Below are 21,274 nucleotides of genomic sequence, written 5' to 3'. Positions count from 1 at the left end.
CTAGCCCTTGAGCCGTTGCGGTAGCCCGGCGATCACGAAATCGACTTCGCTCACCACCGCCGCGACGCGCTGGTTGAGCAGCCCCGCGACGTCGCGGAAGCGGCGGGCGAGCGCATTGTCGGGGACGATGCCGAAGCCGACTTCGTTCGAGACCAACACGATTCGCGCGCTGGCCCGCGCGAGGGTAGCGACAAGCGTTTGCGCCGCGGCATCGGTATCGGCGTCGGCGAGGAGCAGGTTCGACGCCCACAGCGTCAGGCAGTCGACGAGGATCGTCGCGCCCGGCCGGTCCTCCGCCGCAATCGCCTCGGCGAGATCGAGCGGCGCTTCGAGCGTACGCCAGCGCGCGTCGCGGTCGGCGCGGTGGCGCGCGATGCGGTCGGTCATCTCGCCGTCAAAGGCTTGCGCGGTGGCGATGAAGACGAGGTCGCCGCCGCTCGCCTCGGCAATCGCCTGCGCATGGCGGCTCTTGCCCGAACGCGCGCCGCCGAGCACCAACAGGCTTTTGGTAAAGGTCGGCATCGGCAGCGTCCTTATCGCGGCTTGCGCGCGGCAAGCGGATTGGCGATGGCACCCGGCATGCCGCAAGTCGAGAGCTAGAGCCGTGTCCGTATTGACGATCCATGGCGGCCGCATCGATGCCGCGGCGCTGCGCTATCCGGCGGCGCCCTTGCCGTGGCTCGATCTGTCGACCGGGATCAATCCGAACGGCTATGATCCTGCGGCGCTGACGCTGGCCGATCCGCGCGTGCTGCCCTCGCCGTGCCGGCTGGCAGCGCTCGAGGATGCAGCGGCGGCGGCGTTCGGCATGCCGTGCGGGGCGATCGCCGCGCTGCCGGGGAGCGAGATCGGGCTGCGCTTGCTCGCGACGATGGGGTTGCCGGGGCCGGCCTGTGTCGTTGCGCCGAGCTATGGCTCGCACTTTGCCGCTTTGCCCGATGCCACGCCGGTTAAGAGCGAGGCGCTGGCCGGCGCGGACTGGCGCAGCGCGTTGCTGGCCAATCCCAACAATCCCGACGGGCGGGTGATCGCGCCCCAAACGCTGCTCGACCTTGCTCGCTCGCGCACTGCGGATGGCGGCTGGCTGGTGATCGACGAGGCGTTCGCCGATTGTGTCGCTGGGGCGAGCGTGCTGCCGCATCTGCGCGGTGATGACCGGGTGCTGGTGTTTCGCTCGTTCGGGAAATTCTACGGTCTCGCCGGGGTGCGGCTCGGCTTCGTTTGCGGGGCCGAGGCGATCGTTGCGGGGTATCGCGAGCGGCTCGGAAGCTGGCCGGTTTCATCGGCCGCGATCGAGCTCGGCATCGGCGCATATCGCGATACGCAGTGGCGCGACGCGATGCGGATCGAGCTTGCTGCGGCTGCTGCTGCGCTCGACCGAGTGTTGCAACGGCACGGCCTTGCGCCGCGGGGGGATTGCCCACTGTTCCGGTTAGTTGAGACGCATGATGCTGCGGTGGTGTTTGAGCGGCTCGCGACGGCGGGGATTCTGACGCGGCCCTTCGATTATGCCCCCGACTGGCTGCGGATCGGTTTGCCGGGGAGCGCGGCTGCCTTGGCAAGGCTCGATCGGGCGCTGGGTGGTGGTTGAGCCCATCACGCTCGGCGCGCTCGCGCTCGACGCGCTGCTCGGCTGGCCGGGCGGGCTGTATGCGCGGATCGGCCATCCGGTCGGGTGGTGCGCGCGGCTGATCGCGGCGTGCGAGGCGCGCTGGAATGGTGCAACGCGGTCGCCGCAGGCGCGGTGGATTGGCGGAATTTTGACGGTGCTGCTGCTGGTCGGCAGCGTGGGCGCCATCACCTGGGGAACGACGCTGGCGCTGCGGGCGCTGCTAGGCGGTTGGGCATGGATCGGGATTGCGGTGCTTGCCTGGCCGGGGCTGGCGCAGCGCAGCCTCGACGATCACGTCCGTCCCGTCGCGGCCGCGCTCGAGGCGGGCGATCTTCCTGCGGCGCGGCGTGCGGTGGCGATGATCGTCGGGCGCGACACAGCCGCGCTCGACGAAGCCGGCGTCGCCCGCGCCGCGATCGAGAGTCTCGCCGAAAGCTTCTGCGACGGCGTCGTCGCGCCGTTCTTCTGGCTGCTGCTGGGGGGACTGCCGGGGCTGTGGATCTACAAGGCGCTCAACACCGCCGACAGCATGATCGGCCACCGTGAGCCGCGCTGGCGGATGTTCGGGTGGGCGGCGGCGCGGAGCGATGACGTGGCGAACCTGGTGCCCGCGCGCCTCGCCGGAATGATCCTCTGCGCGGTCGGCGGGGGCGGCTGGGCGACGTTGTGGCGCGATGCGGGCAAGCACGCCTCGCCCAACGCCGGCTGGCCAGAGGCGGCGATGGCGGGGGTGCTCGACGTCCGGCTCGCCGGGCCGATCGCTTATGATGGCGTGGTCGCCGAAAAGCCGTGGATCGGGACTGGCGCCGTGGTGATCGGCGCGCGCGAGATCCGTCGCGCGCTCGGCGTCTATCGGCGGGGGTGCGCATTGCTGTGGATCGTGGCAGGGGGCGTTGCATGGGTGCTGTGATGCTGCAGGGGACGGGGTCGGACGTGGGCAAGTCGGTGCTGGTCGCCGGCCTGTGTCGCGCGCTCGCCAATCGCGGGCTCGTCGTCCGGCCGTTCAAGCCGCAGAACATGTCGAACAATGCCGCGGTCACCGCCGATGGCGGCGAGATCGGCCGCGCGCAGGCGACGCAGGCGTTCGCCGCGCGCGTCGCGCCGCATGCCGACATGAACCCGGTGCTGCTCAAGCCGCAGGGCGACCGCACCTCGCAGGTCATCGTTCACGGTCGCGTGCGCGGCACGCTCGGCTCGGCGAACTGGCGCGAGGGGCGTGCCGGGCTGCTGGACGATGTGCTGGCGAGCTATCACCGCTTGCGCGCGCAGGCCGATATCGTCGTGATCGAAGGCGCCGGGAGCCCCGCCGAGATCAACCTGCGCAGCGGCGACATCGCCAATATGGGGTTCGCGCGCGCGGCGGGGGTGCCGGTGGTGCTGGTCGGCGATATCGATCGCGGCGGGGTGATCGCGTCGCTGGTCGGCACGCGCGCGGTGATCGATCCCGCCGATGCGGCGATGATCCACGGCTTCCTGGTCAACAAGTTTCGCGGCGATCCCGCGCTGTTCGACGACGGCTATCGCGCGATCGAGGCGCGCAGCGGCTGGCGCGGGTTCGGCGTGGTGCCGTGGCTGCCCGAAGCGGTACGCTTGCCAAGCGAGGATGCAGTCGTGCTCGAACGCCGCAGCGTCGGTGGCGACGGGCGTATCGTCATCGCGTGTCCGATCACCGCGCGGATCGCCAATTTCGACGATCTCGATCCGTTGCGGCTCGAGCCCGATGTCGAACTGGTGATGGTGCCGCCTGGTCAGCCGATTCCCGATGCGGCGCTGATCGTGCTCGCCGGATCGAAGGCGACGATCGCCGACCTCGCGTTCGTGCGCGCGCAAGGGTGGGATATCGATATCCTCGCGCACCACCGCCGCGGGCGGCCGGTGCTCGGTCTATGCGGCGGGTATCAGATGCTCGGGCGCGTCGTATCCGATCCGCACGGGATCGAGGGGCCGGTCGGCGCGGTGCCGGGGCTCGGCCTGCTCGACGTCGAGACCGAGATCGGGCGCGCAAAGACCGTCGGCGCGGTCAGCGGCACGGCGCTCGGCGCGGCGTTCGATGGCTATGAGATTCATATGGGGCGCACCACCGGCCCCGATACCGCGCGGCCTGTCGGCCAGTTCGGCGATGGCCGCGCCGAGGGGGCGATGAGCGCCGACGGGCTGGTATGCGGCAGCTATGTCCACGGCTTGCTTGGCGATGCGCGCCAGCGCGCGGCGTGGCTCGCGCGGATCGGTGTCGAGGGCGCCGGGCCAGACCACCGCGCGTCGATCGATGCCGCGCTCGATGCGATTGCCGCGACACTCGAGCGCCATGTCGATATCGACGCGCTGATCGCGCTATCGCAGACCGCACGCGACGATCGCGAGCAATAGCCCGGTTTCGACCAGCTCGATCCCCGCGCCGTGGCAATCGCCGCTCACGCCGCCGACGCGCCAGCGCAGCCAAAGGCCGAAACCGAGGATCAGGACTGGCGTGAAGAGCACAGCGGGCAGCGCGACCGCCGTCGCGCCAAGCACGAGCGCCCAGCCGATCAGATCGCGCGGTCGCACTGCGGTGGCGACACGCGCGCCGAGCCCATCACGCAGCGGCGGCAGCCAGCGCGCCCAGGCGAGCGGCCCGGTCCGCGCCGCAAACGGCACGAGGATCACGGGCCACCACGCGACGCCCGTTAGCGCATGGAGCAGGACGAGCTTTGCGAGCAGCTGCAGCCCGATCGTGACGACCCCGAAGCTGCCGATATGCGGATCGGCCATCACCGCGAGCAGCCGCGTCCGGTCGCCATGCGCGGCGCCGAGCCCGTCGGCGAGATCGCCAAGCCCATCGAGATGCAGCGCGCCGGTCACCGCCACCCAAGCGACCAGCGCGGCGAGCGCGCCGACCCACGGATCGATCTGGCTTCCCGCCCAGCCGCTCGCTGCAACGAGTCCGCCGATCGCTAGCCCGACGATCGGGTAAGCGCGGATTGCCGCGGCAAAATCGTTTCCGTCGGCCGCGACTTGCGGCATCGGCAGGCGAGTCAGGAAACCGAACGCGACGATCAGCCGCTTCATGTCGCCAGTCCGACGATCTGCGCGGCAAGGCTCGGTTCGCGCCATACCCGCAGCGACAGCAGGGCGGCGTAGGGAAGGTCGATCGACCAGGTCTGCGCTTGCGAAAACCCGCACAGCGTGGCGAGCGCGGCGCGCATCGCGCCGGCATGGGTCACCACCAAGGTCGGTACGGTGATGTCGCGGCACGCCAAGCCGACGCGCGTGGCGAGGCTCGACCAGCGTTCACCCCCGGGCGGCGGATTGGCGTCGGGGTCATCCCAAAAGGCGGAGAGCGCGGCGGGGTCGATCGTCGCGGGCGCGTGCCCGTCCCACGCGCCGAAATTGAGCTCGCGCCAGCGCGGGTCGACCGTCACGCCAAGCCCGCGGTCGCGCGCAATCGTTTCCGCACAGGCGCGCGCGCGGATCAGGTCGGAGCTTACGACGGTCGCGACATCGAGTTCGATGGCCCGTCGCGCACAGTCGGCAAGGCCTTGCGCCGTCACCGCGCTGTCGGTCCGCCCGAGCAGCGTGCCCGTCAACTCGGGCGCGCCGTGGCGCAGCAGGTGGAGCAGGACCGGCGCGCTCACGCGCCCGAGACGCCGGCTTCGGCAAAGGTCGCCATCTCGGCATGCGCGGCAAGTGCAGCGCGGATCACCCCCGCCGCCACGGCGGCACCACTCGCCTCGCCGAGCCGCATGCCCAGAGTGAGCAGCGGCGTAAGCCCCAGCCGAGCGAGCAAGCGCGCATGCCCCGGCTCGGCCGAGCAATGCCCGGCGATGCAATGGTCGGTAATCGTGGGATGCGCCGCAGCGATCGGCGCGAGTGCTGCGCTGCAGATGAACCCGTCGAGCACCACCACCACGCCCGCCAGCCGCGCGGCGACGACCGCGCCGGCGATCGCCGCAATCTCGCGCCCGCCGACACGGCGGAGCGTCTCGAACGCGGTCGTCGGGGCATCCGCATGGCAGGCGAGCGCGGCCTCGACCACCGCGACCTTGCGCGCGACCCCCGCGGCATCGACCCCCGTCCCGGGTCCGACCCAGTCGGCAGCCGCCCCGCCGAAGCTGCGCGCGCATAGCGCCGCGGCAGCGGTCGAATTGCCGATCCCCATCTCGCCGAGCACGAGCAGATCGACGCCGTCGCGCACCACCGCCGCACCGGCATTCAGCGCGGCGAGGCATTCGTCGGCCGACATTGCGGGTGAGCGGGTGAAGTCGGCGGTCGGTCGGTCGAGGTCGAGCGGAACGACGACCAGTTCGAGCCCCGCCGCCGCCGCCAGCGCATTGATCGCAGCGCCGCCGTTCCGGAAGTTGCGGACCATTTCAGCCGTCACCGCCGCCGGGAACGCGCTGACGCCGTGCGCGACGATTCCGTGATTGCCCGCGAACACCGCGACGCGACCATGCGCGATTCGTGGGACGCTGACGCCCTGCCACCCGGCAACGAACACGGCGAGCTCTTCGAGCCGCCCGAGCGAACCCGGCGGCTTGGTCAATTGTCCCTGCCGTTCGGCCGCTTCGGCTTGCGCGCTGCAATCGGGCCCGGGCAGCGCGACGAGCGCGCCCTCGAACGCGGCGACCGACGCGAATGCGGTCATTCGACGACGAAGCCGGCCGGCGGCGTGCGCGTGATGAAATGCCCCTTCACCCCGGCGGGCCAGCTGCGATAGGGCACCTGGCCCGCGTCGCTCTCGGCATAGAGCAGCGCATAATCGAGGATCGCGCGCGCGGCCTCCGCGCTCGGCTCGAAGCGCCCGAGCACATAGCCGACCTTGCCCGGCGCGCGCAGATGCACCGTGCAGAAATCCTGGCAGGCGAACAGGCACGGCATTTCCTGCACCGCGACGCCGTCATAGCCGGGCTCGGCCTGGACCGCGCGCAACGCCTCGACCAGCCGCGCCCCGCCGCGCACATTGGCGGCATCGTCGCGGGCGTCGGCGGAAAAGCGGCACGTGTTGCACGCGACGACCGCTGGGCCGTCGGTCACTTCGCGCAAGGTCATGCCGTCACCGGCTGCGGCGCGGCCGCCGGGGCTGGCACGCCCGCCGCGGTCAGCACGCGGTAGAGCGCGTAGAACGCAGCGAGGATCGCGGCGTAGCGCACGAACTGGCGTTGCAGGATCGGCAGCGATAGCGCGACATCGGCATGGCCGATCACCGGCGCCCAGAGCAGGATCGCCAGCTTGAACACGGCGAAGGCCGCGACATAGGCGATCGCGAGCCGCGCGACGGTCGAGCGCGCCGGAACGCGGTTATCGACGAGGCTCGATACGATCGCGCCCGCCACCGCAGCGGTGCCGATCGCGACGCCGGTCAGCGCGGTCGCGGCGTCCCACGGATAGCCCAGCACGCAGAACCCGACCGCCTGGCTCACCGCCCAGGCGGCAACCATCAGCGCGACGCCGTCACGGCGATCGAGATGCACCGCCGCCAAGGCTGCGAGCGCGGGAAAGGGCGTGGCGCAAGCGAAGATCAGCGTGGTGAGCGTGCTCGCGATGGTGAAGAGCAGGATCCACAGCAGATCGGCTTGGCGCGCGTGAAGGTCGGTGGTCATCGGCATCTCCCCCTCAAAACCGGCCACGGAAGCCGGCATAGACGCTGCGGCCAAGCGTGCCGTAGCGATAGATCGTCTGATACTGCGCATTGAACAGGTTCTCGATCCGCCCGAACAGCGCGACATGCTGGGTGACCGGCAGCTCGGCACGCAAATCGACCAGCGTGTAGGGGGCAAGCCGCGTGAAGTGCGCCGCGTCGTTGAAGGTTTCGCCCGACCAGCGGACCGCAACGCCGCCCGAAATACCGCTCGGCAGCGTATAGGTCGCCGATCCGTTCGCCGCATTGCGCGGGCGCCGTGCGAGCTGCAGGCCATCGGTCGCGCCCAGTGACCGGTCTTCCGAGAGCGAATAGGTGTAATTGCCGTCGATCAGCAGGCGCTGCCCGAGCCGCAGCGCGCCTTGCGCCTCGACGCCGCGGGCGAAGGCGCGCGACACGTTGGCGTAATAGCCAAAGCGCGCAATCGTCGTGCCGGGCTGGAAGCACACCGCCGTCGTCGGAACGTCAGGGCAGCTGGCAAAATTGATCAGGTTGGTCGAGCGGCGCTCGAAATAGCTGCCGCCGAGCGTCAGTGCGCCACCCAGCAGCCGCTGTTCGACGCCGGCTTCCCAGCCCTTGGCCTGTTCGGGCCGGAGCGTCTGGTTCCCGTATTCGGAGAAGAGCTGGTACAGCGTTGGCGCCTTGAAGCCCTCGCCATAGCTCGCGCGCAGCGTCGTGCCGCTGCGCAGCGCCCACACCGCGCCCGCCTCGAACAGCGTCTTGCTGCCGAAGCGGCTATGATCGTCGTTGCGCACCCCGCCGCTGAGCGTCAGCCCGTCGGCCACCGTCGCGGTGAGCTTGGCATAGACGCCGGTCAGTGCGGCGCGTGCCCGGTCGGGCGCCGGGATCGGCGTGCCGAGCGTGCCGTCGGGCGACACGGTGCGGAAGCGCGAAACCTCGTGTTCGACGCCGAACACCGCGTCCCAGCCGGTCGCGATGCCGAGGCTGCCTTGATATTCGAGCCGCGAGTTGCGGCCGTTCGCGTCGAAGGTCAGCGGTTGCGGCAGCTCGGGGCTGTAATTGTCACGCTGGATATCGGTATAGCCATAGGCGACGCGATTGCGCAGCCGCCCGCCGAACAGATCGACGTTGAGCCCGGCATAGCCGACGAATTGCGTATCGACCGAAAAGTCCGCCGAATCGCCGGCAAAGCCATCGAGCTCGACGCGGCCGCGCGCATAATAGCCGCGGACGTCGGCGCTGATCCCGTCGGCGAGCTTGAGTTCGGCGCGTCCGGTGACGCTCTGGTTGGTATAGCCGTCGGTCTCGGTGCCGCCGAACGCCGGCGCGATGGCGGAGATGCCGGCGGTGGTGAAGCTCTGCGCGCCGATGCGGAAGGTCAGCGGCCCGGTCTTGCCGCCGATCGCTGCGCGCGCGTTGACCGTCTCGCGCGATCCGGCCTCGACGTCGAAGCTCCCCTCGATCGGCTTTTGCGGCAGCGCGGTGACGATGTTGACGACGCCGCCGATCGCCTGGCTGCCCCACAGGATCGATTGCGGCCCGCGCAGCACTTCGATCCGGCTCGCGTCGCCGGTGAAGAGGTTGGCGAAATTGTAGCCGCCGCCGGGCGACGAGGGATCGTTGAGCTTGACCCCGTCGATGACGACGACGGTCTGGTCGGTCTCGGCGCCGCGGATGCGCAGCGAGGTATTGGTACCATAGCCGCCGTTGCGCGACATGCTGACGCCGGGCGTGCGGACCAGGATTTCGGTGACGCCGATGTCCTGGCTGCGGTCGATCGCGGCCTTGTCGAGCACGGTGACCGAAGCTGCGACGCGGTCGATCGCGGTCGGCACGCGTGTCGCCGTAACGACGATGTCGGCGCTCGCGTCGGTCGGAATGTCGCTCGCCGCATCGGGGCGTGGCGCTTGCTGGGCATCGTCGGGGCGTGGCGGCGTGTCGGCGAAGGCCGGCGTCGCGATCAGCAGGCCGAGTAGCAGGCCCGAGGTCGATGGGTGGAATCGTTTCATGGCAGTCCCCGCTTGTAGACAGTCGGAGACCTGAAGCGCGCAAGGGGGAGGGCGCGAACCATCCCGCCTGCACGATGCAGGTCGGCGATGTCGTCACGCGGGGTCTTCCCCGTTCGCTCGGCGCACCCTGGCCGGTCGAAAGACGACTGCGACGGGCAGGTCTCCTGGCTCACGGGTCACCGTCGTTCCGGCCGCCTTCTCAGGACCCGAAGGTCTCAATGGCAAATGGCCGGGCAACTCGCCGCTTACAGTTGCAGGGGCAGCCGGGGTTTTCCCGTTCCCTTTTCATCCCCGTCGCCGGGGAACCTGTCGCAGGAAGGCGCGTAGCGGGGGGACGGAAACGGGTCAATCATCTGGATCAGCTCGCGCGGTCGCGCTACGCCGCCCGTGCAATGCGGCGCGGTTCGGTTATGGTCGCTGGGCAGAAACGAACCCTCGAGCGGGAGTCTAGCGGTGCGTCTCCTGATTGCCGATGACGATGCGCGCGCGCCGCGCCAGCTCGCGAGCGATCTCGGCGCGCTGTCGCACGAGGTCGTGATCGTCGGCGATGGCCGGACCGCGCTCGCACGGGCGACGCAGGAAACGTTCGACGCGGTGCTGCTCGAACTGGTGCTGCCCTATGTCGGCGGGGTCGAGATCACGCGTACGCTGCGCGAGCGCGGGCTCGATCTGCCGATCGTGCTGCTGAGCGTGCATGGCGATTTGCCCGACCGGCTCGCCGGGCTCGATGCCGGCGCCGACGACTATCTCGTCAAGCCGATCGCCGCGGTCGAGATCGAGGCGCGGTTGCGCGCGATCCTGCGGCGAGCGACGCGCAGCGGGGGGCACGGCGTGATGCGTGCGGGCGACATCGAAGTGAACGAAATCAAGTATCGCGCACAACGCGGCGGGCGTGTGCTGGCTTTGCCCAAGCTCGAGTTCCAGATGCTGTGCGAGCTGATCCGCAACAAGAATGCGATCGTCACGCGCGCGATGTTCTATCGCAACGTGTGGCGCTACGACGGCGAACCCGCGACCAATGTCGTCGAATCCTACATCCGGCGCTTGCGCGGGCATTTGAATGCTGCCGGCGAGCCAGACCCGATCGAGACGATCCGCGGCGTCGGCTATATGCTGGTCGACCACGGTTGAACCGCGCAGGCAAAGAAAAACCCGGCCCGAGCAATGCTCGGACCGGGTCTTCCCGCCTAGTGCCGAGTGATCAGAACTTGGCGGAGAGTTCGAAGCCGTAGGTGCGCGGCGCGTTGAAATTGCCATAGTCGCCGAGGATGCCGCCGTATGCGGTCGAAATCAGCGCACCGGTCGCGCTGTAGTTCTGCACCGGCGTCGAGTTCGCCGACGAGCGACGATAGACGTAGGTCGTGTCGAGCAGGTTGCGCGCCCAGACCGAGACGGTGACCTTGTTATGGTCGTTCACCGCGATGTCGGCGAGCGCGAGGCGCCCGTTCATCACGAAGCTGGCGTCGGTCTTGGTGCTCTCGAGCTGGAAGCTGTACTGGCTGCTCGAATAGTTGCCGTCGAGGTGAAGACGGACGCTGGCATCCCCGATATTCACCGGAAGCACATAGTCGAGCGCGGCGGAGGCCGCATTCTTCGGCGTGTAGACGATGTAGAGCTGCTGCGGCGGCGCACCCGGCGTCAGCGGGTTCACGGCCGAAGGTGCCTTCCAATAGGTGTAGGCATACGAACCGGTCAGCGTCAGCTGCGGGATCGGCTTCACCGTCAGGTCGATCTCGACGCCGCGGATCTTCGATTTGCCGGCATTGGTGGTCTGCTCGATATGCGCGCCGTTGGTCGGGCTCGAGCCGTTGGTGTCGAAATAGTCGAAGTCGAACTGCGTGTTGCTACGATCCATGATGTAGCCCGCGACGTTGAGGCGCGCGCGGTGATCCCAGAAGTCGGCCTTGGCGCCGATTTCGTACGACTTGACCGCTTCCGGACCGAAGGCGTTGAACTGCAGCGAGCGGTCGTTCGCACCACCGGCGCGGAAGCCGGTCGCATATTTTGCGTAGAAGTGGATGTCGCGCGTCGCGTCGAACGCGATGTTGAACATCGGGTCGAAGCGGCTGATGCTGTTCTTGAAGCCGAACGGTGCAACGACGCCGGTCGCACCGGCAAGATCGGTACGGTTGTTGATGACGTAGAGGCTGCCGTGACGGTCGTCCTTGGTCCAGCGACCGCCTGCCGTGATGTGCAGCACGTTGCCGAGCGCCTCGGGCGAGAAGGTCAGATTGCCGAACACCGAATAGTTGTGGTCGGTCGCGGCGCTGGCGCGCGTGATGAACTGGCAGCTGTTGGCGAATTGCGGTGCAGTGGCCGCCAGCGTGTTGTTGCACGATGCATCATAGCGCTGAAGGCCCGAGTTCGCCCCCGTGATCGCGCTCGAATTGCCCGGGATCGGGCTGCGGATCGTATAGGCGGTGCCATCGGCGTTCCACTGGTTGGTCAGTGGGGTGGCGGCATATTCGCTCGCCTGTTCGGTGTAGTAATACGCGCCGACGACATAGTCGAACTGCGGTACGCTGCCGACCGCCTGGAATTCCTGGCTGAACTGGTTCTGCTTGAGGAACGAGAGGCTGTAGCGGCTGAACGTGCCGGTCGTGTTGATCGCGGTCGGGTTCGCGGTGTTGACGACGAACGGCGAGAACGAGCTGCGCTCTGGGCCGCCGGAGTTGTCCCACTGATCGGTCTTGACGCCGCGCCATGCGGTGATCGAGCGCAGCTCGATCCACGGTGCGAGCTTGTACTTCAGATTGGCCGAGAAACCGTGCGTGATGTCGACGCTCGGCTGCTGCGGGACGCCGACATCGGAGATGTACTGGCGCTCGGGATGGACGCCGACGAGCGGCGCCTTGGGCGCGACGCAGATCGGGCGCCCGGCCGCCGACTGCGCTGCGGTGATCGTGCCGCCGCAAGCGGTGCCGGTGCCGGGCACGAACAGCGAGGTGCCAAGGACGCCGGTCGCGCCGTTGGTGTAGGAGCCGACCGCATATTTGCCGGGGTTGTAGTTGAGCAGCTGGCTGAAGTTCGGGCTGTTCTCGTCCTTCGCATAATCATAAGCGAGGTCAGCGGTGAAGCCGTCGATCGGCTGCCAGCGGGCTGCGACGCGGCCGCCCTTGCGGTCGTAATAGTTCCAGCCGGTCGCACCCTGGAGCCGGTTCTTCACCGTCGGATCCTGATGCTGATACACGCCGTCGAACTTGAGCGAGATGTTGTAGAAGCTCGGCAGGTCGAGGTGCAGGTCGGTGTTGCGGGCGCCGTAATTGCCGATGCCAGCGGTGACGCGCGCGTCGAACACGCCGGTCGGGGCCTTCGAGACGAGCGACAGCGCGCCGCCTTCGGTGTTGCGGCCGAACAGCGTGCCCTGCGGACCCTTCAGCACTTCGATGCGCTCGATGTCGAACAGCGCAGCGTTCAGGCCCTGGGTCTTACCCAGCGCGACGCCGTCGATATAGACGCCGACGCCGCCGTCGCGCGCGGTCTGGTTCTGATCGTAGGGGACGATACCGCGGATACCGATCGTCAGCGCCGACTGGCGCGCTTCGAAGGTCGCGACGCGGAGCGACGGGATCGAGCCGTCGGCGAGGTTGAACAGGCTGAGCACGTGGCGATCGGCAATGCCCTGTGCGCTGAGCACGCTGATCGAGATCGGCGTCTTCTGCAGGTTGGTTTCACGACGGGTCGCGGTGACGACGATGTCGCCGATGCCGGCGCCCTGCTCTTCGGGAGCTGCGGCGGGCGTCGTCGCCTGCGTGTCGGCAACCGGTGCGGTGGCCGCGGCGTCGGTGGCCGGAGCGGTCTGCGCCAGGGCTGGCGAAGCGGTGAGAGCGATTAGCGCGCCGCCCATGAGCAGCTGCAGGCGGAAGCCCGAACGAACGATCATTGTGATATCCCCTGAACCAGTCGGGCCGTTTAGCCCCGGTCCGGCTCGGCTAGCGCTCGATTGGGTCAGGAATGTTACATTCGCTGCAACCGGGGTATTACCAAAATATCATTTTCACGTCATAAACCGCGCTTCGATCGATGGCGCCGCCGCGCGGGATCGTTACGTCGCGTAAAATGCGGCGCAAGCGCGCCACTGTACCGGATCTTACGCGCGCCTTTCGGGAAACGATTATTTACGTATTTACCCAAGTGCGGCTAACTTGTCACACAGCGGCGTCTTGTCATGCGCTGCTCTCGCGTGCGCATGGACGTTGCTGATGTCTGATCTGTGCGAGTCGCACCTCTTGCGGGAGTTTTGCGCCGCCCGGACTTTGCGACTAGAGCGCCTCGCGTCATGTCCATATCTTCCCCCACCGCGATCGGCCTCGATTTTGGCACCACCAACTCGGTGGTCGCGCTATCGCGGGATAATGCTGCCGAACTTGTCGCGCTCGATGCGCCCGACGCGCGCGACCCCGTCTTCCGCTCGGCCTTGTGCTTCTGGGAAGACGACGGGCGCCATCCCGGCGTGCCGAGCGGGCTCGCCGCCGATGCCGGGCCATGGGCGATCCGCGAATATCTCGAATTCCCGCAGGACAGCCGCTTCCTGCAATCGTTCAAGTCGGTGGTGGCGAGCGCGAGCTTCGAATTCGCCAACGTCTTCGAACGCCGCTTGCGCTTCGAGGAGCTCGGCCAGTTGTTCCTCGCCAAGCTCGCTGCACGCGCCGGCGGTGCGCTCGACGGGCAGGCGGCGCGCGTCGTCGTGGGACGGCCGGTCGAGTTCGCGGGCAGCCGCCCGAACGAGACGCTCGCGCGGACGCGCTACGACGCGATGTTCGCCGGGCTCGGTGCCGAGATTCACTATGTCTATGAGCCGATCGGCGCGGCGTTCAGCTATGCGTCGCGGATCAGCGACCCGGCCACGATCCTCGTCGCCGATTTCGGCGGCGGGACGAGCGATTTCTCGGTGGTCCACATCGCAGCGCCGGGCGCGGCGCGGCGCTGTACCCCGCTTGGGGCGGCGGGCGTCGGGATCGCGGGCGACCGCTTCGACTACCGGATCGTCGACCATCTCGTCATGCCGTTGCTCGGCAAGGGCGGGTCGTATCGCTCGATGGGCAAGGTGCTCGATATTCCGGGGGGCTATTTCAACGATTTCAGCGACTGGTCGCGGCTCGCGCTGATGCGCAATCGCCGCACGCTCGCCGAACTCGACAAATTGCGCCGCAACGCGGTCGAGCCGGATGCGATCACGCGGATGATCGCGGTGATCGAGCAGGAGCTCGGCTATCAGCTGTACGACGCGGTCGGGCAAGTGAAGCGCGCGCTGTCGAGCAGCGAGGACGCGCATTTCCACTTTGCCGGTGCGGGGCTGACGGTCGAGGCCGATGTCACGCGCGCCGAGTTCGAGACGTGGATCGCGCCCGACATCGCGCGGATCGGCGACGCGGTCGACCGCGCGCTGGCGACGGCGGCAACGCCGGCGAGCGCAATCGACCGCGTCTTCCTGACCGGCGGTACCTCGCTCACCCCGCGCATTCGTCGGCTGTTCGACGAACGCTTCGGCGCGGAGCGGATCGCGACGGGCGGTGAACTGACCTCGATCGCGCACGGGCTGGCCTTGATCGGGCAGCAGGATGATCTGGCCGCGTGGGCGGCATGAAAAGGATGCTACGATGACCGACCGGGTAAAAGTCTATTTCGACGGCGGTTGCCGCCCCAATCCGGGCAAGATGGAATATGCCTATGTCATCGCCGGCGTGGCGCATGCCGAGCTCGACGCGGGCATAGGCTCGAGCATGGATTCGGAATGGCTCGCGCTGATCGCGGCGCTGAAGGGGGCACAGGCGCTTGGCCTCACCGACTTCGTCTTGCTCGGCGATTCGGTCGCGGTGATCGACATGGCCAATGGCCGCACCAAGTGCCGCGGCGACAGCGTCCCGCATCTCGCGGCGTTCCGCGCGCTGTTCGCCGACGGCGCGATGCCCAATCTGCGCTACATCAAGCGTACGCAGAACCTTGCCGGGATCGCGCTGGAGCGCGCGCGGGCGCGGTGACGCTGCTCTACAGCTTCCGCCGCTGCCCCTATGCGATGCGGGCGCGGCTGGCGTTGCTGGCGAGCGGGGAGCCGTTCGAGCTTCGCGAGATCGTGCTGCGCGACAAGCCCGCAGCGATGCTGGCGGCGTCGCCGAAGGGGACGGTGCCGGTATTGGTGTGCGCCGACGGGCGCGTGATCGACGAGAGCCTCGAGATCATGCTGTGGGCGCTCGGGCGGAACGATCCAGAAGGCTGGCTGGCGGGGTATGACGCGGCGCTGGTCGAGACGTTCGACGCGCAGTTCAAGCACCATCTCGACCGCTACAAATATGCCGAACGCCACGGCGCCGATCCGATCGTGCATCGCGACACCGGTGTGGCGATGCTCGGGCTGCTCGAAGCGCGACTGTCGGACAGCGCGAATCTGTGCGGGGCGCAGCGCGGGCTGAGCGACATGGCGATCTTCCCGTTCGTCCGGCAGTTCGCGGCGGTCGACCCTGACGGGTTCGCCGCGCAGCCGATCGCGCGGGTGCAGGCGTGGCTCGCACGCCATGTCGCGTCGCCTCTGTTCGCGCAGGCGATGCTGCGTTTCGCCCCCTGGACGCCCGGCGACCCGCCGCTGGTCGTGAACGCGTAATTATCCTCCCCGGCACGGGGAGGGGGACCGTGAGCCTTCGGCGAACGGTGGAGGGGGCTCGCCGCGGGCGGAGCGCTTGCGGCCAGCCCCCTCCGTCAGCACCTCCCCGTGCCGGGGAGGATCGGAGCCTATGCCTGCGCCAGATGCGCCAGCGCGGTATGAATCTGCGCCACCACCGCCGCGCCTTCACCGACCGCGGCGGCGACGCGCTTGGTCGAGCCCGCGCGGACGTCGCCGATCGCGAACACCCCCGGCCGGCTCGTCTCCAGCGGCAGCGCGGCGCGGCCATAGCCCTTGGCGTCGTCGATGAAATCGTCGCCGGTCAGCACGAAGCGCTTGGCATCGGTCGCGACGCAGCCGTCGAGCCATGCCGTATTGGGATCGGCCCCGATGAACAGGAACAGATGCCGCATCTCGCAGTGCGATTGCGCGCCATCCGCCCGGTTGCGGAAGCTCGCGCCGGCGAGTGCACCCTGCGCATCGCCATCGAGCGCGACGATCTCGCTGCCGACATGCAGCTCGACATTGGGGAGCGCGGCGATCCGATCGATCAGATAGCGCGACATCGTCGCCTCGAGCGGCCGCCGCACGATGAGATGCAGCCGCGCGACGTGCGGCGCGAGGAACACCACCGCCTGCCCCGCCGAATTGCCGCCGCCGACCAGCGCGACCTGCTCGCCCGCGCACAATTTGGCCTCGATCGGCGACGCCCAATAGGAGATGCCCGCCCCCTCGAACTTGGCGAGATCGGGCACGTCGGGGCGACGGTAGCGCGCGCCCGAGGCGATCACCACGGTGCGCGTGCGCAGCTGTCGGCCCTCGGACAAGTGGAGCGACAGAGGCGCGCTTCGTTCCTCGACGGCGCAATCGAGCCGCTCGGCGCACAGCGGGATCGCAACCTCGGCGCCGAACTTGAGCGCCTGGTTGAACGCGCGACCGGCCAGCGCTTGGCCCGAAATGCCGGTCGGGAAGCCAAGGTAATTCTCGATCCGGTTCGACTGGCCCGCCTGGCCGCCCATCGCCACTTCGTCGAGCACGATCACGCCGAGCCCCTCGGACGCGGCATAGACCGAGGCGGCGAGGCCAGCCGGCCCAGCGCCGACGATCGCGACGTCATAGACCTTGGCCGGGTCGAGCTCGGTGACCATGCCGAGACAGGCCGCGACTTCGCTCGTGCTCGGATTGCGCAGCACGGTGCCGTTGGGGCAGACCAGCAGCGGCAGTTCGCCAGGAAGCACGCCGAGCCGTTCGACCACGTCGTGGCCTTCGCCGTCGACCGCGGCATCGAGCACGAGGTTGGGATAGCCGCTGCGCGTCAGAAAGCCCTGCAGCGCGAGCAGCGCCTTGCCGTCGGGGTTGCCGATCAGCACCGAGCCCGATCCGCCCGCCTCGATCAAGCCGACGCGGCGCAGGATCAGCGCGCGCATCACGACCTCGCCGACATCGGCCGATCCGACCATCAGCGCGCGCAGATGCGCCGAATCGAACGGCAGCGCGGTGCATCCCGCATCGCCCGCCGTGCCGCCAGCGAGCGATGGGCGTCCGGCAAGCTGGCTGACTTCGCCGCTGAACTGGCCGGGGCCGTGGACCGTGACAGGCGCTTCATCGCTCAACCCGTCGCGGCGGTGCACCGCGATCCCGCCGCTGAGGACGAGCCAGGTCGGGGCATGCTCGTCGCCGATCGCGAAGATCGGCGAGCCGGGCGCGAAGCTTTGCGCCGGGCCGCTGGCGAAGCGCGACGCGGTTTCGACTTGCGCCGGGGTGAGCACCGGGAAGGCCTGTGCCTGACGCGTGTCGATCGTGCTCATGCGAAAGCCCCTGTTCGAAGTGTGCCAATGCGCACGCCTTTAGCACAGTTGGCGCTGCTTGAGCTCGAACCGTCGCCTCGCGACGGCGCTTGCGCTCAGCGTGCGCAGTAGCTGTCGAGAAACGCCTGATGCGTCGGCATCCGGCCGACTGCCCCTGCGATATTGCCCTTGAGATCGGCAAAGGCGCGCGCGAGATGCACGTCGCTCAGCACATGCCCCATATGGTGATAGCCGCCGGGCTCGAGCCGCTGGCCGAGCATCACTTGCAACCACGAATCCGCCTGGAACAGATCGTCGGAGGTCTGCGGCGTGAGCGCGGATTCGGCGAACAGCGCGATCCGCTGCGCGAGCGTATCGGGGATCTCCATCGTCGCACAGCGCTGCCAGAACGGCTCGCGCCGTTCGTTCAGATGATAATGCAAGATAATGAAGTCGCGCACGCGCTCGAGTTCGGTCTCCGCCAGATCGTTGTAGCGCCGCACGACCGAATCCTTGATCCCGGCAAAGGGAAAGGATTGGATCAGCCGCGTGATGCCGATCATGATGAGATGGATGCTGGTCGATTCGAGCGGTTCGACAAAACCGCTGGCGAGCCCCAGCGCGACGCAGTTCTTGTCCCACACGCGCTTGCGCCGCCCGGTGACATAGCGGATCGTCCGCGGCTCGGTGATCGTCTCGTCGTCGACCTGCGCGAGCAGTTTCTCGCGCGCGGCGTCGTCCGACAGATACTCGCTGCAATAGACCAGCCCGTTGCCGACGCGGTGCTGGAGCGGGATCTGCCACTGCCAGCCCGCCTCGTGCGCAATGGCGCGTGTGTAGGGTCGGGGCGGCGCGACGGCTTTGGTCTGTACCGCGAGCGCGCGGTTGGTCGGCAGCCAGTGGCTCCAATCCTCATAGCCGGCGTTGAGCGTCTGCTCGATCAGCAGCCCGCGAAAGCCCGAGCAATCGACGAACAGATCGCCGTCGATACGGCGTCCGTCGTCGAGCTCGAGCGCTTCGATGAACCCGCTCTCGGCGTTCTGCACGACACCGCCGATCTTGCCCTCGATCCGCGTGACACCGCGCTTCTCGCTGAAGTCGCGGAGGTAGCGCGCGTAGAGGCCGGCGTCGAAATGATAGGCGTAGTTGATCTTGGCGTCGTCGGCGGTGGCGAACTTGCCCGCTTCGGCGGCGGCAAGCTCGAAGCAATAGGCGCCGAGCTCGTCGGCGATCCCCGCCGCGCGGCCGCGCAGCCACATATGCTGGAAGTCGCCCATCCAGATCGACTGGCCGACGCGCCCGAACGAATGGATGTAGCGATCGCCGTCGCGCGCCCAATTCTCGAACGCGATGCCGAGCTTGAAGGTCGCCTGTGTCGCGCGCAGAAATTCGCGCTCGTCGAGTTCGAGCAAGCGGTGGAAGGTGCGGATCGTCGGGATCGTCGCTTCGCCGACACCGACCGTGCCGATCTCGTCGGATTCGACCAGCACGATCTCGAGCAACGGCCCGAGATGTTTCGCCAGCGCCGCCGCCGCGATCCAGCCCGCGGTGCCGCCGCCTGCGACGACGACGCGCTTGATCGTCTGGTCGGGCGAGGGGGCTGCGGTCATCGGTTGAGCCTTTGCAGAAGCTGCGCGCGCAGCCGTCGCGCGGTGAGATCGGTCAGTGGCGCGAGCGCCCCGTGCATCGGCTCGGGCAGATGCGCGGCGGGGAGATCGGCCGGGCCGAACACATAGTAATCGAACAGCGCGCGCCACGCCTGCTTTTCGGTATCGGGCCGGTCGCGCAAGCTCAGCAAGCCGTGGAGGATGGTGTTCATCGGGCTGTCGAGGAAGCGCGGCGCGTTGTTCCACCAATAATTGACGAGCACGTTGAAGCCGTCGAGCGCCTCGACATTGTGCCACCACAAGGCCGGATAGACGAGCACGTCGCCCGGCTCGAGATCGAACACCTCCGCGCTGGCGAGCGCTTCGGCGAAGCGTGGATAGCGTGCCAAATCGGGTGCACGCGCGTCGACCATGCTGACGACCTGGCCACCGGGCGTCGGCTCGAGCGAGCCGGGATAGAGGTTGGCGATCTGCGCGGGCGGGAACAGCGTGAAGCGGCGACGCCCGACGACGCAGCAGGCGATGTTGTTCGACATGTCGAAATGCGTCGCCGCGGTGGTGCGGTTGCCGATCCAGATGCTCGCGAGCGGCGTCGCGCCTGCAAAATCGGCGGCGAGGTCGTTCTCGGCGCGGAAGCCCGGGAGATAGGTGTCGAGGTCGGTCGAGCCGACATACAGCGACGGCGCATAGGGCGCGTCGAGCGTCGACAGCATCCGGTCGACATAGGCGTCGAGCGCGACGCGCGACGCGGTGAAGTTCATCCCCGTGCCGCGCTCGTCGTAGAAGAAGCGGCCGCCGATCTCGGGCGCGCCGGTATAGCCGACGACTGCCGCACCGCGATCGAAACGCTTGAGATAGGCAGCGGCGGCGGCGGGACTTTCGAGCCCGGCGCGCACGATCGGCCAATCGCGCACCAAAGCGCGCAACACCACCGGACGTTGCTGCGCGATCAGCGTGGCGGGGTGGAGTGGCAGCGTCATCCCGCGCGGCGCTTGCGGTTCTTGAGCTCGATCAGCCGCGTGACATTGCCGAGCGAGGACGCGACGAGGAACGCATGCTGGAGGAACCCCGCGCGGTGCAGCGCATCGAGCGCGGCGGCGTCGAGCCGGGCGAGCCGCTCGGGTCCGATCGTGAAGCAATCGGGCACGCTGTAATGCGTCTCTTCGTCGAGCGCGATGTCGAGCGTGACCGGCTCGATCAGCTCGGCTTGCTCGAACGCGGCGAACATCGGCGCGCGCATCGCGATCCCGTCATGAATCACGCGAAGCACCTTGACGATATGGTCGAGATACGGCGACTGCCCGCCGTGCGGCAGGAAGACCGGCTGGCCATCGGTTGCACCGATGCGCGCGTGGTCGAGATCGACGTGGAGCATCGGTTCGGGCTCGCTGACGCCGTCGCGGTCGACCATGCCGATCAGGAAGGGGCCGCGCTGGTGGAGCGCGGGGATGTGGCGCGCGTCCCAGCCGCGCGGATCGAGGAACAGATTCTCGTCGCGGTCGAGCCCGAGCAAGGCGACGGCATAGAAGGAACCCTCCGCATCGCGCCGAAACACGATCGGATAGTCGCGCTGCGCCGCCTCGAACTCGGTCGGGAAGACGACGCATTGGTTGACCGCATCGCCGAAGCGCGCGGCATGGCCGATGGCAACACGCAGATCGGCATGCGCGATCGTATCGAGAAGAACGGTGTTGGTCATACTGTGATGGTCATGCAGCCGTGATAATCGCCGATCGAGGGAGCGCCAAGCACGGCGCCGACAAATCGCGTCGTATCGTGCACTGTCCGGACGATGCTCCCCCCTCAAGCATCGTCCGGTCAGGCTTCACGCGCTAGAAGCGATAGCGCGCGCCGAACAGGAAGCGGCGTTGCAGCTCCTGTGCGAACCAGACGTTGTTTTCCGACCGGCCATAGGTGCGCAGGCTCGAATTGGTCAGATTGATCGCCTCGAGCGACAGCGCGATCTTCTTGTTGAGATCATAGCTGATGTTCATGTCGAGCTGACCGAACGTAATTACCCACCCCCTTGTCAAACCGGGCAGTCCGTGATTCATCCTGTTTATGAAACGTGAGGAACTCGAGGGGC

At 68.2% G+C, this 21,274-nt stretch carries 20 protein-coding genes and 1 riboswitch; of the genes, 7 read left to right on the top strand and 13 right to left on the bottom strand.

The genetic code is table 11. From position 1 onward, the window contains the following. The gene (cobU, locus tag QN347_RS13530; RefSeq protein ID WP_189676338.1) at positions 1-522 is read right to left on the bottom strand and encodes a bifunctional adenosylcobinamide kinase/adenosylcobinamide-phosphate guanylyltransferase; all 522 of its coding nucleotides are present in this window, start codon (positions 520-522) and stop codon (positions 1-3) included. An 82-nt stretch (positions 523-604) separates the two neighbouring features. On the opposite strand from cobU, the gene QN347_RS13525 reads away from it, so the two are divergent. From QN347_RS13525 to QN347_RS13515, 3 genes are read left to right on the top strand one after another with little or no spacing between them, the layout of a single operon-like run. Next, positions 605-1,591: an aminotransferase class I/II-fold pyridoxal phosphate-dependent enzyme gene (locus QN347_RS13525; RefSeq protein ID WP_322161950.1), complete on the top strand. Its 987-nt coding sequence runs from the start codon at positions 605-607 to the stop codon at positions 1,589-1,591. Then, positions 1,584-2,522 (top strand): adenosylcobinamide-phosphate synthase CbiB, encoded by a 939-nt coding sequence (cbiB, locus tag QN347_RS13520; protein ID WP_322161952.1) that lies wholly within the window; start codon positions 1,584-1,586, stop codon positions 2,520-2,522. The genes QN347_RS13525 and cbiB overlap by 8 nt, the downstream gene beginning before the upstream one ends. Further along, positions 2,510-3,979, top strand: coding sequence for a cobyric acid synthase (locus QN347_RS13515; RefSeq protein ID WP_322161954.1), 1,470 nt, complete (start codon positions 2,510-2,512; stop codon positions 3,977-3,979). Before cbiB ends, QN347_RS13515 begins: the two co-directional genes overlap by 13 nt. On the opposite strand, the gene cobS is transcribed toward QN347_RS13515, so the two are convergent. From cobS to QN347_RS13485, 6 genes are read right to left on the bottom strand one after another with little or no spacing between them, the layout of a single operon-like run. Continuing rightward, positions 3,944-4,657, bottom strand: a complete 714-nt coding sequence (gene cobS, locus QN347_RS13510; protein WP_322161956.1) for an adenosylcobinamide-GDP ribazoletransferase — start codon at positions 4,655-4,657, stop codon at positions 3,944-3,946. The genes QN347_RS13515 and cobS overlap by 36 nt on opposite strands. Next, a complete protein-coding gene (locus QN347_RS13505; RefSeq protein WP_322161958.1) occupies positions 4,654-5,223 on the bottom strand; it encodes a histidine phosphatase family protein in 570 nt (189 codons plus the stop codon). Before QN347_RS13505 ends, cobS begins: the two co-directional genes overlap by 4 nt. Then, positions 5,220-6,233 carry a nicotinate-nucleotide--dimethylbenzimidazole phosphoribosyltransferase gene (gene cobT, locus QN347_RS13500; RefSeq protein WP_322161960.1) on the bottom strand — a complete coding sequence of 338 codons (1,014 nt, stop codon included), beginning with the start codon at positions 6,231-6,233 and terminating at the stop codon, positions 5,220-5,222. The genes QN347_RS13505 and cobT overlap by 4 nt, the downstream gene beginning before the upstream one ends. After that, positions 6,230-6,637: a DUF1636 domain-containing protein gene (locus QN347_RS13495; protein ID WP_133191512.1), complete on the bottom strand. Its 408-nt coding sequence runs from the start codon at positions 6,635-6,637 to the stop codon at positions 6,230-6,232. Before QN347_RS13495 ends, cobT begins: the two co-directional genes overlap by 4 nt. Then, positions 6,634-7,188: a hypothetical protein gene (locus QN347_RS13490; RefSeq protein WP_133191513.1), complete on the bottom strand. Its 555-nt coding sequence runs from the start codon at positions 7,186-7,188 to the stop codon at positions 6,634-6,636. Before QN347_RS13490 ends, QN347_RS13495 begins: the two co-directional genes overlap by 4 nt. Before the next feature lie 13 nt (positions 7,189-7,201). Then, positions 7,202-9,196 carry a TonB-dependent receptor plug domain-containing protein gene (locus QN347_RS13485; protein ID WP_322161962.1) on the bottom strand — a complete coding sequence of 665 codons (1,995 nt, stop codon included), beginning with the start codon at positions 9,194-9,196 and terminating at the stop codon, positions 7,202-7,204. A 136-nt stretch (positions 9,197-9,332) separates the two neighbouring features. Continuing rightward, positions 9,333-9,521, bottom strand: a riboswitch (cobalamin riboswitch). 128 nt (positions 9,522-9,649) lie between these two features. On the opposite strand from QN347_RS13485, the gene QN347_RS13480 reads away from it, so the two are divergent. Then, positions 9,650-10,327, top strand: a complete 678-nt coding sequence (locus QN347_RS13480; RefSeq protein ID WP_322161963.1) for a response regulator transcription factor — start codon at positions 9,650-9,652, stop codon at positions 10,325-10,327. A 70-nt stretch (positions 10,328-10,397) separates the two neighbouring features. On the opposite strand, the gene QN347_RS13475 is transcribed toward QN347_RS13480, so the two are convergent. Further along, positions 10,398-13,079, bottom strand: coding sequence for a TonB-dependent receptor (locus QN347_RS13475; protein ID WP_189676329.1), 2,682 nt, complete (start codon positions 13,077-13,079; stop codon positions 10,398-10,400). A gap of 396 nt (positions 13,080-13,475) precedes the next feature. Here QN347_RS13475 and QN347_RS13470 point away from each other — a divergent pair, with 396 nt between their 5' ends. Genes QN347_RS13470 through QN347_RS13460 form a run of 3 tightly spaced genes read left to right on the top strand, consistent with a single transcriptional unit; the run spans position 13,476 to position 15,794 of the window. Continuing rightward, entirely contained in the window at positions 13,476-14,783 is a 1,308-nt protein-coding gene (locus tag QN347_RS13470; RefSeq protein ID WP_133191516.1) for an Hsp70 family protein, read from the top strand. A 13-nt stretch (positions 14,784-14,796) separates the two neighbouring features. After that, complete coding sequence (locus tag QN347_RS13465) at positions 14,797-15,177, top strand: reverse transcriptase-like protein (protein ID WP_189676327.1); 381 nt, start codon at positions 14,797-14,799, stop codon at positions 15,175-15,177. Continuing rightward, entirely contained in the window at positions 15,174-15,794 is a 621-nt protein-coding gene (locus QN347_RS13460; protein ID WP_322161966.1) for a glutathione S-transferase, read from the top strand. Before QN347_RS13465 ends, QN347_RS13460 begins: the two co-directional genes overlap by 4 nt. Positions 15,795-15,922: 128 nt before the next feature. Here QN347_RS13460 and QN347_RS13455 read toward each other — a convergent pair whose 3' ends face one another. The 5 genes from QN347_RS13455 to QN347_RS13435 form a co-directional block, all read right to left on the bottom strand. Next, positions 15,923-17,602, bottom strand: coding sequence for an FAD-dependent oxidoreductase (locus QN347_RS13455; RefSeq protein ID WP_322161968.1), 1,680 nt, complete (start codon positions 17,600-17,602; stop codon positions 15,923-15,925). Between the two features lie 95 nt (positions 17,603-17,697). Next, entirely contained in the window at positions 17,698-19,191 is a 1,494-nt protein-coding gene (locus tag QN347_RS13450; RefSeq protein WP_322161969.1) for a tryptophan halogenase family protein, read from the bottom strand. Next, the gene (locus QN347_RS13445) at positions 19,188-20,168 is read right to left on the bottom strand and encodes a cupin-like domain-containing protein (protein ID WP_322161971.1); all 981 of its coding nucleotides are present in this window, start codon (positions 20,166-20,168) and stop codon (positions 19,188-19,190) included. Before QN347_RS13445 ends, QN347_RS13450 begins: the two co-directional genes overlap by 4 nt. Continuing rightward, positions 20,165-20,887 carry a SapC family protein gene (locus tag QN347_RS13440; protein ID WP_322161973.1) on the bottom strand — a complete coding sequence of 241 codons (723 nt, stop codon included), beginning with the start codon at positions 20,885-20,887 and terminating at the stop codon, positions 20,165-20,167. Before QN347_RS13440 ends, QN347_RS13445 begins: the two co-directional genes overlap by 4 nt. 133 nt (positions 20,888-21,020) lie before the next feature. Continuing rightward, positions 21,021-21,182 (bottom strand): hypothetical protein, encoded by a 162-nt coding sequence (locus tag QN347_RS13435; RefSeq protein ID WP_323494057.1) that lies wholly within the window; start codon positions 21,180-21,182, stop codon positions 21,021-21,023. Positions 21,183-21,274 lie beyond the last annotated feature (92 nt).

The organism is Sphingomonas sp. 10B4 (assembly GCF_035019905.1).
GTDB classification, from domain to species: Bacteria; Pseudomonadota; Alphaproteobacteria; order Sphingomonadales; family Sphingomonadaceae; genus Sphingomonas; species Sphingomonas glacialis.
This window is presented reverse-complemented; position numbering and strand designations above follow the sequence as displayed.